Origin of the sequence: Pseudomonas koreensis (assembly GCF_025447595.1) — a bacterium.
Taxonomy (GTDB): domain Bacteria; phylum Pseudomonadota; class Gammaproteobacteria; order Pseudomonadales; family Pseudomonadaceae; genus Aquipseudomonas; species Aquipseudomonas koreensis_H.
The window spans coordinates 155,271-168,291 of the sequence record NZ_JAOEJU010000003.1 but is presented as its reverse complement, the minus strand read 5'-3'; the positions used below and the strand labels follow the sequence as shown (position 1 = coordinate 168,291).

13 protein-coding genes are annotated in these 13,021 nt (G+C 61.4%); 3 read left to right on the top strand and 10 right to left on the bottom strand.

What is annotated here, in order from left to right; genetic code table 11:
* Positions 1-5: 5 nt before the first annotated feature.
* The 3 genes from N8H71_RS06470 to ribBA form a co-directional block, all read right to left on the bottom strand.
* Complete coding sequence (locus N8H71_RS06470) at positions 6-950, bottom strand: ABC transporter permease (protein ID WP_262193489.1); 945 nt, start codon at positions 948-950, stop codon at positions 6-8.
* On the bottom strand, positions 947-1,972 hold the full coding sequence (locus N8H71_RS06465; RefSeq protein ID WP_262193345.1) for an ABC transporter substrate-binding protein: 1,026 nt from the start codon (positions 1,970-1,972) through the stop codon (positions 947-949). Before N8H71_RS06465 ends, N8H71_RS06470 begins: the two co-directional genes overlap by 4 nt.
* Before the next feature lie 166 nt (positions 1,973-2,138).
* Positions 2,139-3,248 (bottom strand): bifunctional 3,4-dihydroxy-2-butanone-4-phosphate synthase/GTP cyclohydrolase II, encoded by a 1,110-nt coding sequence (gene ribBA, locus N8H71_RS06460; RefSeq protein WP_064380429.1) that lies wholly within the window; start codon positions 3,246-3,248, stop codon positions 2,139-2,141.
* Between the two features lie 65 nt (positions 3,249-3,313).
* Between ribBA and N8H71_RS06455 the strand changes: the two genes are divergently transcribed.
* Positions 3,314-3,610 (top strand): DUF1330 domain-containing protein, encoded by a 297-nt coding sequence (locus N8H71_RS06455; protein WP_262193344.1) that lies wholly within the window; start codon positions 3,314-3,316, stop codon positions 3,608-3,610.
* Positions 3,611-3,734: 124 nt separating this feature from the next.
* On the opposite strand, the gene N8H71_RS06450 is transcribed toward N8H71_RS06455, so the two are convergent.
* From N8H71_RS06450 to N8H71_RS06420, 7 genes are all read right to left on the bottom strand, one after another.
* Positions 3,735-4,298, bottom strand: coding sequence for an NUDIX hydrolase (locus N8H71_RS06450; protein ID WP_085711336.1), 564 nt, complete (start codon positions 4,296-4,298; stop codon positions 3,735-3,737).
* A gap of 1 nt (position 4,299) precedes the next feature.
* The gene (locus N8H71_RS06445) at positions 4,300-5,052 is read right to left on the bottom strand and encodes a GntR family transcriptional regulator (protein WP_085603063.1); all 753 of its coding nucleotides are present in this window, start codon (positions 5,050-5,052) and stop codon (positions 4,300-4,302) included.
* Positions 5,053-5,110: 58 nt separating this feature from the next.
* Entirely contained in the window at positions 5,111-5,500 is a 390-nt protein-coding gene (locus tag N8H71_RS06440; protein WP_262193343.1) for a carboxymuconolactone decarboxylase family protein, read from the bottom strand.
* 132 nt (positions 5,501-5,632) lie between these two features.
* On the bottom strand, positions 5,633-6,118 hold the full coding sequence (locus N8H71_RS06435; RefSeq protein ID WP_085690313.1) for a flavin reductase family protein: 486 nt from the start codon (positions 6,116-6,118) through the stop codon (positions 5,633-5,635).
* Positions 6,119-6,130: 12 nt separating this feature from the next.
* Positions 6,131-7,612: an aldehyde dehydrogenase gene (locus tag N8H71_RS06430; RefSeq protein WP_262193342.1), complete on the bottom strand. Its 1,482-nt coding sequence runs from the start codon at positions 7,610-7,612 to the stop codon at positions 6,131-6,133.
* Positions 7,609-8,442: an alpha/beta fold hydrolase gene (locus N8H71_RS06425; RefSeq protein WP_262193341.1), complete on the bottom strand. Its 834-nt coding sequence runs from the start codon at positions 8,440-8,442 to the stop codon at positions 7,609-7,611. Before N8H71_RS06425 ends, N8H71_RS06430 begins: the two co-directional genes overlap by 4 nt.
* 33 nt (positions 8,443-8,475) lie before the next feature.
* On the bottom strand, positions 8,476-9,066 hold the full coding sequence (locus N8H71_RS06420) for an amino acid synthesis family protein (protein ID WP_007957412.1): 591 nt from the start codon (positions 9,064-9,066) through the stop codon (positions 8,476-8,478).
* A 324-nt stretch (positions 9,067-9,390) separates the two neighbouring features.
* Here N8H71_RS06420 and N8H71_RS06415 point away from each other — a divergent pair, with 324 nt between their 5' ends.
* Positions 9,391-10,419 carry a WD40/YVTN/BNR-like repeat-containing protein gene (locus N8H71_RS06415; protein ID WP_262193340.1) on the top strand — a complete coding sequence of 343 codons (1,029 nt, stop codon included), beginning with the start codon at positions 9,391-9,393 and terminating at the stop codon, positions 10,417-10,419.
* Positions 10,420-10,447: 28 nt separating this feature from the next.
* The gene (locus N8H71_RS06410) at positions 10,448-12,832 is read left to right on the top strand and encodes an efflux RND transporter permease subunit (protein ID WP_236195428.1); all 2,385 of its coding nucleotides are present in this window, start codon (positions 10,448-10,450) and stop codon (positions 12,830-12,832) included.
* Positions 12,833-13,021: the final 189 nt, after the last annotated feature.

The following is a 13,021-nucleotide window of genomic DNA, read 5'->3' as shown; positions in this document are numbered from 1 at the left end:
TCGGCTTACCTCGCGTTACTGGCGCCAACCGGGGATTCCGGCTGCAGCTTCAGGTAGACGTAGAACAGCACCAGCGTGATGACGATCAGCAACGCGGCGCCGGCGCTGGCCAGGCCCCAGTTGAGGAACGACTGCACCTGCTGAATGATGAATTCGGGCAACATCATGTTCTGCGCCCCGCCCAGCAGCGCCGGGGTGACGTAGTAACCGAGCGACATCACGAACACCATCAACCCGCCGGACGCCAGACCCGGCCGGCACAGCGGCAGGAACACCCGGAAGAAGTTGGTCCACGGGCTCGCGCCACAGATCGAACCGGCCTGCAGGATCATCGGGTCGATGGCCTGCATGGTCGCCTGCAACGGCAGCACGATGAACGGGATCATGATGTAGCTCATGCCGATCACCACGCCGGTCAGGTTGTGCACCATTTCCAGCGGCTGATCGATGATGCCCATGGCCATCAAGGCTTTATTGATGACGCCCGAAGCCTGCAACAGCACCAGCCACGAATAAGTGCGGGCGAGGAGGCTGGTCCACATCGACAGCAGCACGATGTTGAGGATCCAGCGGCCCCAGCCCCGTGGCACCAACGTGATTGCCCAGGCCAGCGGGAAGCCCAGCAGCAGGCTGAACACCGTCACCAGTCCCGCCACCGAAAAGGTGTTGAACAGCACTCGGGCATACGCCGAGTTGGCGAACAGTTGCTCATAGTTGCCAAGGCCCGGCACCGGTTCCAGCACGCCGCGCAGCAACAAGCCAATCAGCGGTGCGAGAAAGAACAGACCGAGGAACAGCAGCGCCGGCGCGAGATTGCCGGCGCCGCGCCAGCGTTGCTTGAGGGGCGGGGCTTGCGCCATTGCACTCGCCTTGCCGGATGCCAGGCCGGCAGCGCTCGCGGCGCTCCCGGTGGCAGTGGAGGGACGGGACGCGGTGGCCGCCATTTTCATTTGACCAGCCATTCGTTCCACCGTGTCGCGATGGCCGGACCGTTCTTGGCCCAGTACGCGAAATCAAGAGTGATCTGATCCTTAGCGTAGGCAGTCGGCAGGTTCGGGGCCAGCGTCGAGTCCAGACGCGCCACGCTGTCGACGTTGACCGGGGCGTAGGCGGTCAGGTTGGAGAAGTCGGCCTGGCCTTTGGCACTGCTGGCGCTGGCCAGGAACTTCATCGCCGCGTCCTTGTTTTTCGCACCCTTTGGTACGACCAAAATGTCGGCCATGACCAGGTTCTGTTTCCAGCTCACGCCGACCGGTGCGCCGTCTTCTTGCAGGGCGTGGATCCGGCCGTTCCAGAACTGGCCCATGCTCGCTTCACCGGAGGCCAGCAGTTGCTGCGACTGCGCGCCGCCGCCCCACCAGACGATGTCTTTCTTGATGGTGTCGAGTTTTTTGAAGGCGCGATCCAGGTCCAGCGGGTAGAGCTTGTCGGCGGGCACGCCATCGGCGAGCAGGGCCAGTTCGAGCACGCCGGGGCTCGGCCATTTGTACAGGGCACGTTTGCCGGGGTAGGTCTTGGTGTCGAACAGTGCGCTCCAGTCCTGCGGCTTGTTGGCGCCGAGCTTGCCCTCGTTGTAGCCGAGGACGAAGGAGAAGAAGAACGAGCCGACGCCGTGGTCGCTGACGAAACGCGGGTCGATCTTGTCGCGCTGGATCTGTTTGAAATCGAGGGGTTCGAGCAGGCCTTCGGAGGCGGCGCGCAGGGCGAAGTCGGCTTCGACGTCGACCACGTCCCACTGCACATTACCGCTTTCGACCATGGCCTTGAGTTTGCCGTAGTCGGTCGGGCCGTCCTGCACGACGGTGATGCCGCTGGCCTTGCTGAACGGATCGGCCCAGGCCTGTTTCTGCGCATCCTGGGTGCTACCGCCCCAGCTGACAAAGTTCACACTCTCGGCGGCCATCGCGGCCTGACCGGTCACGCTCAGCAGTCCCGCGAAAAAGATCGCGGTTGCAGCTTTGTTCAACACCATTTTTACGCCCTCATTGTTGTGTTTTTGAGCGGGCTTGCGTTGTTGCCCGCCTGTCGGGAGCAGTAGCTGGACGGTTTTTCAGGTCGTTCGGCCTATGGAATATCATATTATGGTATTCCAAACTTTGTGCAAGCACTTTGCCGTACCGGCTATCTGGCAAACGGGGTTATTCGGTGAACGGAATGCTCTCGACCACCTCAAGATCGTAGCCGGTCAAACCGGCATATTTCAGCGGCGGCCCCAGGTGGCGCAGCTTGCCGACGCCCAGGTTCTGCAGAATCTGCGCCCCGGTGCCGACCTCCGAATAGATCCGCGATTGCGAACGACTGAACTGCCGTGGCGGTTGAGTCAGTTGCGGAATGCGCTCCAGCAGCGCCTGGGAAGATTCATGATTGGCCAGCACCACCACAACCCCATGCCCCTCGGCAGCGACCCGTTGCAGCGCCGCCCACAACGTCCAGTTCGTCGGCCCGCTGTACTCGGCGCCGACCAGATCGCGCAGCGGATCGATCACATGCACACGCACCAGCGTCGGTTCCTCACGGCGCAATTCGCCCATGACCATCGCCATGTGCACGCCGCCCTCGATGCGGTCTTCGAAAGTGATCAAACGAAACGTGCCATGCACCGTCGGCAGTTCCCGCTCGCCGATGCGCTCGATGGTGTGTTCGGTGCTCAGGCGATAGTGGATCAGGTCGGCAATGGTGCCGATCTTGATCCCGTGCTTGCGCGCGAAGACCTCAAGATCCGGGCGGCGAGCCATGGTGCCGTCGTCGTTCATCACTTCGACGATCACCGAGGCCGGCGTAAAGCCCGCCAAACGCGCCAGATCGCAACCAGCCTCGGTATGACCTGCACGGGTCAACACGCCACCTTCCTTCGCGCGCAGCGGGAAGATATGGCCGGGCTGCACCAGGTCTTCTGCGCGAGCATTGGGCGCCACCGCAGCAGCCACCGTGCAAGCGCGGTCGGCAGCAGAAATGCCGGTAGTGACGCCGACCGCCGCTTCGATGGAGACCGTGAACGCGGTGCTGAACACGCTGCCATTACTCGGCACCATTTGCTCTAGCCCCAGACGCTGGCAATGATCGTCAGTCAACGTCAGACAAATCAGCCCCCGAGCTTCACGGGCCATGAAACTGATCGCCTCGGGCGTGCAACGATCAGCGGCCAGCAACAGGTCGCCTTCGTTTTCCCGATCCTCGTCATCGACCAGCAACACCATTTTGCCGAGGCGATAATCTTCGATGATTTCTTCGATGCTGTTGAAGGCCATGCTGTACTCTCGATGTGGATGAAATTCGTGGTATACCATAATACAAAATCAACCAAGAGGTCACTATGAAGGCATACTGGATTGCTCACGTGGACATCACCGATCCCGATCACTACAGCCAATACACCCAGCGCGCGCCGAAAGCGTTCGCCGAATTCGGCGCGAAATTTTTAGCCAGAGGCGGGCGCAGCGAAGCGATGGAAGGGCGGGCGACGCCACAGCGCAGTGTGGTGATCGAGTTCGACAGCTATGAGCAGGCGGTGGCGTGCTATCGCTCGGCGGCGTATCAGGAAGCGAAGAGCTACCGCGAGGAATGGGCGCGGGCGGAGATCATTATTGTTGAGGGAGTGCCGTCACTTTAAGAGACACCACCACGCCCCTGTGGGAGCGAGCCTGCTCGCGAAGGCGTCGTATCAGTCGATGCAAATGTTGAATGAACGACCGCTTTCGCGAGCAGGCTCGCTCCCACAAGTGGGCATGGGGTCTTCAACGCATGAAATGAATCTTGCCGCTGTCGTCATTGCCCATGTACATGCCATACACCCCGGCCTGGCGTTCCTCGATGTAGCGTTCGAGGATCTGCCGGATTGCCGGGTAGTAGATTTGCTCCCACGGAATGTCTTCCGGGGCGAAGAATTTGCAGTCCTGGGTTTCCGGGCCGTACTGGCCGGTGATCTCAAGCGCGAGGGCGCGGAAGATGATGTAGACCTCGCTGATCTTCGGCACGCTGAAGATCGAGTACGGCGAGACGATTTCCGCGCGTACGCCGCTTTCTTCCCAGACTTCGCGCAAGGCGGCCTGTTCGGTGGTTTCGCCGCTTTCCATGAAACCGGCGGGCAGGGTCCAGGTGCCCGGGCGCGGGGGAATCGCCCGTTGGCACAAGAGGTATTTGCCGTCCTGCTCGATGATGCAGCCGGCGATGATTTTCGGGTTCACATAGTGGATGTAGCCGCAGCCGCGGCACATCAGGCGCTCGTGCGTATCGCCCGGCGGCACTTGCTGACCGAGGTCGGCGCCACCGCATTTCGGGCAAAAGCTCGGGCTGAACATGTCAGTGACCTATGCGCGGTTCTTTCAGCGCGATGGGCAGGGTGATCGGCGGTGTGGCGCCGGTCTCTTCCTGTTTGCGCTTCAGATAATCGAGGGCCACGGCAGCCGCAGCGCGCACGTGATCGACGCACGCCTGATGCGCCGCCAGCGGATCGCCGCTCTTGATCGCCTCGACCATTTTTTCCATTTCGTGATTACTGGCGCCGCGGCGGTTTTCCTGGGACACCGACGTCGCGCGCAGGTAGCTGATGCGCGCCTGCAACTGACGCAGCTGAGTGGCCGCGACATGGTTGCCCGAGCCTTCGAGCAGCACGTCGTAGAAACCCTGCACCGAGTCGATCACCTGCTGCAGCTCGCCGTCCTTGAGTGCCTTGCGGTTCTCGTCGAGGGCTTTTTCCAGGGCCTTGATGTCCTTGGCTTTGGCGCGCAGGGTGAACAGTTGGACGATCAGGCCTTCGAGTACGCAGCGCAGTTCATAGATGTCGACCGCATCGGCGAGGGTGATGATGGCCACACGTGGACCCTTGGCGTCGGCGAACTCCACCAGGCCTTCGGATTCCAGGTGACGCAAGGCTTCACGCACCGACGTACGGCTCACGCCCAGGCGATCACACAGATCGCGCTCCACCAGGCGATCGCCTGGCAGCAGCTGGAAGTTCATGATGGCGCTTCGCAGTTTATCCAGCACGATTTCGCGCAGGGTGACGGGGTTGCGATTGACCTTGAAGCTGTCGTCGAGTGGCAGGCGTTTCATGGGGTCCGCTCTTTAAGGTGGCTGTCCATGCCAGACGGGCATCAAAACAGCCGAGGGGTTAACTGGAGGCCTCGGCGTCGGCTTCGGCGAAGGCTTCACGGGCAAGCCGGAAACTGTCCACGGCTGCCGGGACGCCGCAATAAATACCGACCTGAAGCAGAATTTCGCGTATTTGCTCACGACTCAGGCCGTTACGCAAGGCGCCGCGCACATGCAGTTTCAGTTCGTGCGGGCGGTTGAGCGCCGAGATCATCGCCAGGTTGATCATGCTGCGCTCCTTGAGCGACAGGCCGTCGCGTCCCCAGACGTGACCCCAGCAGTATTCGGTGACCATTTCCTGCAACGGGCGGGTGAAGTCGTCGGCGTTCTCGATCGAGCGCTGCACGTAGGCTTCGCCCAACACCTGTGTGCGGATCTTTAAACCCTTTTCATACTTGTCGTTGTTCATCATTACCCCTCACACGACCATTCCCCGTGGGAGCGAGCTTGCTCGCGATAGTGTCAGCACCTGCACATTGATGTCGACTGACACTATGTCTTCGCGAGCAAGCTCGCTCCCACAGGGTTTTGCATTGTTCCGTCAGGCCAGTGTCGGCAACGCGCCGAGCTTGCCCTTGTGATAAATCATCGGCGTCACCGGTTGCTCCGGCAGGATCAGGTTCTTCACCGCGCCGACGATGATCGCGTGGTCGCCGCCGTCGTACTCGCGCCACAGTTCGCACTCGATGATCGCCGTGGCTTTGGCGAGGATCGGGTTACCGAGCTCGCTCAAATGCCACTCGATGCCGTTGGCCTTGTCCTTGCCTTTGCCGGCGAAGGCGTAGGCCTCGGCGGTCTGGTCGGCGGACAGCAAATGGATCGCGAAACGCTTGCTGTCGCGCAGCACCGGGTAGGTGTCGGAGGCGTAGTTGGGGCAAAACAGCACCAGCGCCGGATCAATCGACAGCGCACTGAAGGCGCTGGCGGTGATCCCGACGATGGCGCCATCCGGGTCGAGGGTGGTGACCACCGTGACCCCGGACGGGAACGAGCTCATGACGTCTTTGTAAATGCCGGGTTCGATCATGGCGCAGGACTCCTAACGCATCACAAACGGATCAGGCATCGGCGCCTGAGAGAGGTTGATCCACACCGTTTTCAGTTCGGTGTAGGCCAGCACCGAATCGATGCCGCTTTCGCGTCCATAGCCACTGTTCTTGAAGCCGCCAATAGGTGCCATCGCCGACACCGCGCGGTAGGTGTTGACCCAGATGATCCCCGAACGCACGTCCCGGGCCAGGCGATGGGCGCGGCCAAGATCGCGAGTCCAGATGCCGGCGGCAAGGCCGAACTGCGAGTCGTTGGCGATCGCCAGCGCTTCGGCTTCATCCTTGAAACGGATCACCGAGGCCACGGGACCAAAGACTTCCTCCTGCATGATCTTCATCGAATTGCGGTCGCATTCGAACAGCGTCGGTTCGTAGAACCAGCCATCGCCCACACCGTTTGGGCGCTTGCCGCCCAGACGCAGACGCGCACCTTCGGCAATCGCATCAGCCACCAGACCTTCGACCACCGCCAGTTGCTGCGCGGTGGCCATCGGGCCCATTTCGCTGCTGTCGTCCTGCGGGTTGCCGATGCGGATGCGCTGGGCGCGCTCCACCAATCGGCTGACGAATTCGTCGTAGATTTCGTCCTGCACCAGCAGTCGTGAACCGGAGACGCAACTTTGCCCGGACGCCGCGTAGATCCCGGCAATGGCGCCATTGATTGCGCTGTCGAGATCGGCGTCGGCGAAGATGATGTTCGGTGACTTGCCGCCCAGTTCCAGCGACAGCTTGGCGAAGTTCTCGGCACTGCTGCGCACCACATGCCGGGCCGTAGCCGCGCCGCCGGTGAAGGCGATCTTGCGGATCAGCGGATGGCGGGTGAGGGCAGCGCCCGTACTCGGGCCGTAGCCGGTGACAACGTTGACCACGCCCGGTGGAATCCCGGCTTCGAGGGCCAGACGCGCCAGTTCGAGAATGGTCGCCGAGGCATGTTCCGACGGTTTGATCACGATGGTATTGCCCGCTGCCAACGCCGGCGCCAGTTTGATCGCGGTCAGGTAAAGCGGACTGTTCCACGGAATGATCGCGGCAACCACACCCATGGCTTCGTGCACGGTGTAGGCGAACAGATCGGGTTTATCCAGCGGCAGAGTGCCGCCTTCGAGCTTGTCGGCGAGGCCGGCGGTGTAATGGAAAAACTCCGGCAGATAACCGACCTGACCCCGGGTTTCGCGGATCAGTTTGCCGTTGTCGCGGCTTTCCAGCTGCGCCAGTTGTTCCTTGTTCTCGGCGATCAGATCACCGAGACGACGCAACAGTTTGCCGCGCGTGGTGGCGGTCAAACCACGCCATGCCGGGCTGTCGAAAGCGGTCTGTGCGGCTTGCACGGCGCGTTCAACGTCGGCTTCATCCGCGTCGGGCAGTTCGGCCCAAGGCTCGGCCAACGCCGGGTTGAGGCTTTCGAAAGTCTTGCCGGAGAGGGCGTCGACCCATTCTCCGCCGATGCACATCTGGAAGCGTGCGAGCGTCATGCAACGATCCCCTTTATATGGTTTTGTCGGGCGTGTGCGGTGTCGAGAAATTCCAGCAGCGTCTGGTTGACCAGCCGTGGCGACTCTACCGGCATCATATGCCGTTGCTCGGGCAGCACGGCAACCTTCGCACCGGGAATGCGCGCGGCCAGTTGCTCGGCCATTTCCGGGGTCGATCCGGGGTCCAGTTCGCCGGTGGCGATCAGCGTCGGCGCCTGGATGCTGCCCAGGTCGTCGGCGCGGTACATGTCCTGGGTGGCGAACAATTCGTAGGTGGTCAGGTAACCCTGCGGATCATTGCGGGCCAGGGTCTGGCGGATCGCGGCGATCTGCGCCGGGTTGGCCGCCTGATATTCGCGGCTGAACCAGCGCGACAGCGCCGCTTCGGCATTCGCGTCCGGCCCGTGCTCGGCGGCTTGCGCGGTGCGGGCGATAACCCCGGCGCGCTGTTCTTCGCTGCGGTTGAACACGCTGTTGAGCACCACCAGGCTTTTCAGGCGTTCCGGGTAATGCAGGGCAAACGCCCGGGCCACCAGACCGCCCATGGAAAAACCGATCACCGATGCCAGCGGCAATTGCAGGTGGTCGAGCAGCTCCAGCAACTGATCGGCATAACCGAGCAGGGCGGTGCCGCTGGCCGGTCGCGGGCTGGCGCCATGGCCGAGCATGTCGTAGGCGATCACCCGGTATTGCGTGGCCAGGCCGACGATCTGGCCGCCCCACATTTCTTTGTTCAAGCCCACGCCGTGGATCAACACCACGGGTTGGCCTTGGCCGGTCGCCAGATAACTGGTGCCGGCCGGGGTGAGTTCAGCGGTGAGCCGAATCATGGAGCGCTCCTGCAATGCCTTTTTTTATTGTGATTACTGGGCTTTTTCGGCGGCCAGTTCTTCCAGATCGATGTAGCGGTTGCCGATGCGCGGGTGCAGGCGACCACCGTCGGCGCAACCCAGCACCACAACGATTTCGTCGGCGCGCGGGGCGTCTTCGATCTGCATTTCCAGGGTGATGTAGTGCGAGCGCAGGCCTTCGTCGTCCTTGTGCATCATCGGGATCTGGATCGAAGTGCCCGGACCGCCGCGTTTGTTGGTGAAGCTCAGGTAACTCTTGGCCTTGACCGCTTCGCGATAGTGGTTGCCGAAGCGCAGGGTGTGGATCACCGCTGACGCGTGTTCGATTTCGCCATCGGCGCCGACCACCGCGGCTTTGCCGTAAGCCTCGATCTTCTCGGCACCACCGATGATGCCCACCAGGCGCTCGACCATCATTGCGCCGAGGTCCGAGCAATTGGCGCGGATCTGCGGCTTGAGGTCTTCGACAAAGCCATTGCCGACCCACGGGTTCTTCATCACGACAGCCAGACCAACCATGGTCACCGGGGTGTCGGACGCCTTGCCGCCTTCGATGAAGGTCTCTTCGACATAGCTGACGATCTTGCGAATTTCGAAACTCATGAGCTGCTCCGTAGGGGATAAAAAGTGACTGTGCGTCTGATGGTATACCATAATACCGATCGTGCAAGTCCCCCTCGCAAGAATCCCTGCCATCAGTCGGACGAATGCCCGCGCATTCAGCTGCCGCTGTAGTCCCTTTCGGTTAACAAAAGATAACGTTGCGCCGATTGTCAGACGTTTCGAATGCCCGATAGGATGAGCCAGCTTCCGAAGGGGCTCTGGATGGCGGGTTTCAGGACTATGCTGTGACCAGGCAGTCACCGTGAGCACCCTTGCGGCGCCCTTTAAGGTCCATGACCAACAATAATAAACAGGGGAAGGTCTATGAGTCGTTGCCGCCCGCCGGCGTTACGCAACACCGCGTTGCTGGCCACAGCACTCTCTCTGCTGGGCTTTGCCACATTGTCGGCGCCGGTTCTCGCCGCCGAAGCGCCAGCCGATGTGGTCTATTCCACCGAATCGGCCAAGGCCTCGAAAAGCCTGATGCTCGATGTCGTTCACGCCGGAACCCGGCTGGTGGCGGTCGGGGATCGCGGGCACATTCTCTATTCCGACGACCAGGGCAAGACCTGGACTCAGGCCAAAGTGCCGAGCCGCCAGTTGCTGACCGCCGTGTATTTCGTCGATGACAAGCACGGCTGGGCCGTCGGCCACGACGCGCAGATCCTCGCCAGCGAAGACGGCGGCCTGACCTGGACCAAACAGTTCGAAGACCTCAAGCGTGAATCGCCGCTGCTCGACGTCTGGTTCAAGGACGTCAACAGCGGCCTGGCCGTGGGTGCCTACGGCGCGCTGCTGGAAACCACCGACGGCGGCAAACACTGGGAAGACGTCAGCGATCGCCTCGACAACGAAGACCAGTTCCACCTCAACGCCATCGCCTCCGTAAAAGACGCCGGCCTGTTCATCGTCGGTGAGTCGGGCAGCATGTTCCGCTCCGCCGACGACGGCCAGACCTGGGAAAAACTCGAAGGCCCGTACGAAGGTTCGCTGTTCGGCGTGATCGGCACGGCGCAACCGCAAACCCTGCTGGCCTACGGTCTGCGCGGCAACCTTTACCGCTCCACCGATTTTGGCAGCACCTGGGAGCAGGTCGAACTGAAAGCCGCGCGCGGTTCGCTGGAGTTCGGCCTGTCCGGCGCCACACTGCTCGAAGACGGCTCCATCGTCATTGTCGGCAACGGCGGCTCGGTGGTCAGCAGCAGTGACAACGGCGAAACCTTCAGCGTGTTCAACCGTCCGGATCGCATCTCGTTGTCGTCGGTCACCGCCGCCGGCAACGGCAATCTGATCCTGAGCGGGCAGGGTGGCGTTCGGGTTACGACTGCGAACGGCGCCGAGCTGGGCAAATGAGCCGAATCAATAATAAGAAGGCGGGGCTATGACTTCCTTGAGCACTCATCATCAGGACAAGGCGACGTTTCTCGAGCGCCTGATCTTCAACAACCGCCCGGCAGTGATCGTGATCTGCCTGCTGGTCAGCATTTTCCTGTTCTGGCAGGCCACGCTGATTCGCCCGTCCACCAGTTTCGAAAAGATGATCCCGCTCAAGCATCCGTTCATTGAAAAGATGATGGAGCACCGCAACGATCTGGCGAACCTGGGCAACACCGTGCGTATTTCGGTGGAAGCGAAGGACGGCGACATCTTCTCCAAGGAGTACATGGAGACCCTGCGTCAGATCAACGACGAGGTGTTCTACATCTCCGGCGTCGACCGTTCCGGCCTCAAGTCGCTGTGGAGCCCGAGCGTGCGCTGGACCGAAGTGACCGAGGAAGGTTTTGCCGGCGGCGAAGTGATCCCGCAGAGCTACAACGGCTCCCAGGACAGCCTCGATCTGCTGCGCAACAACGTGCTCAAGTCCGGTCAGGTCGGGCGTCTGGTGGCCAACGACTTCAAATCGAGCATCGTCGACATCCCGCTGCTGGAGTCCTACCCGGACCCGCAGGACCAGGGCAAGTTGCTGGCGCTGGACTATCGCAAGTTCTCCCACGAACTTGAAGACAAGATCCGCAACAAGTTCGAAGCGCAGAACCCCAACGTCAAGATCCACATCGTCGGTTTCGCCAAAAAGGTCGGTGACCTGATCGACGGCCTGGTGATGGTGGTGATGTTCTTCGGCATCGCCTTCGTCATCACCCTGATCCTGCTGCTGTGGTTCACCAACTGCCTGCGCAGTACCGTGGCGGTGTTGAGCACCACGCTGGTGGCGGTGGTCTGGCAACTCGGGTTGATGCACTTCTTCGGGTTCGGCCTCGATCCGTATTCGATGCTGGTGCCGTTCCTGATCTTTGCCATCGGCATTTCCCACGGCGTGCAGAAAATCAACGGTATCGCCCTGCAATCCGGTGAGGCGGACAACGCGTTGACGGCCGCACGGCGGACCTTCCGTCAGTTGTTCCTGCCGGGGATGATCGCGATTCTGGCGGACGCCGTCGGCTTCATCACGCTGCTGATCATCGACATCGGCGTGATCCGCGAGCTGGCCATCGGCGCTTCCATCGGCGTGGCGGTGATCGTGTTCACCAACCTGATCCTGCTGCCGGTGGCGATTTCCTATGTCGGCATCAGCAAGCGCGCTATCGCCAAGAGCAAGAAGGACGCGCACCGCGAACACCCGTTCTGGCGCCTGCTGTCGAACTTCGCCAACCCGAAAGTCGCCCCGATCTCCATCGCCCTGGCGCTGGTCGCGTTCGGTGGCGGCCTCTGGTACAGCCAGAACCTGAAGATCGGCGACCTCGATCAGGGTGCGCCGGAACTGCGTCCGGATTCGCGCTACAACAAAGACAACAACTTCATCATCAGCAACTACTCGACCAGTTCCGACGTGCTGGTGGTGATGGTCAAGACCAAGTCCGAAGGTTGCTCGCGCTATGAAGCCATGGCGCCGATCGACGAGCTGATGTGGAAGATGCAGAACACCGAGGGCGTGCAGTCGGCGATCTCGCTGGTGACCGTGTCCAAGCAGATGATCAAGGGCATGAACGAGGGCAACCTGAAATGGGAAACCCTGTCGCGCAACCCGGACGTGCTGAACAACTCCATCGCCCGTGCCGACGGCCTGTACAACAACAGTTGCTCATTGGCGCCGGTGCTGGTGTTCCTCAACGACCACAAGGCCGAAACCCTGGATCGCGCAGTGCATGCGGTGCAGGACTTCGCCAAGGAAAACAACAAGGAAGGCCTGGAATTCATCCTCGCCGCCGGTAACGCCGGGATCGAGGCAGCCACCAACGAGGTGATCAAGAAGTCCGAGCTGACCATCCTGATCCTGGTCTACATCTGCGTGGCGGTGATGTGCATGATCACCTTCCGTTCATGGGCGGCGACCTTGTGCATCGTGCTGCCGCTGGTGCTGACCTCGGTGCTGGGCAACGCGCTGATGGCGTTCATGGGCATCGGCGTGAAAGTGGCGACGCTGCCGGTGGTGGCGCTGGGCGTGGGGATCGGCGTGGACTACGGCATCTACATCTACAGCCGCCTGGAGAGTTTCCTGCGTGCCGGCCTGCCGTTGCAGGAAGCCTATTACCAGACCCTGAAATCCACCGGTAAAGCGGTGCTGTTCACCGGTCTGTGCCTGGCCATCGGCGTGTGCACCTGGATCTTCTCGGCGATCAAGTTCCAGGCCGACATGGGCCTGATGCTGACCTTCATGCTGCTGTGGAACATGTTCGGTGCGCTGTGGCTGCTGCCGGCACTGGCGAAGTTCCTGATCAAGCCGGAGAAACTGGCGGGGCAGAAGGGCAATTCGCTGTTTGCTCACTGATCCGGGCGTCTGAAACGACAAAGCCGCAACCTTAGGGTTGCGGCTTTTTTTGTGGGGCAAGATCAAAAGCCCCCTCACCCTAGCCCTCTCCCAAAGGGAGAGGGGACTGACCGAGTTGTGCTTCGTCAAACATCGACCTGAAAAACCGAGTCGATTATGGATTCAAGGCAGATCGTTCAAGTCGGTGTA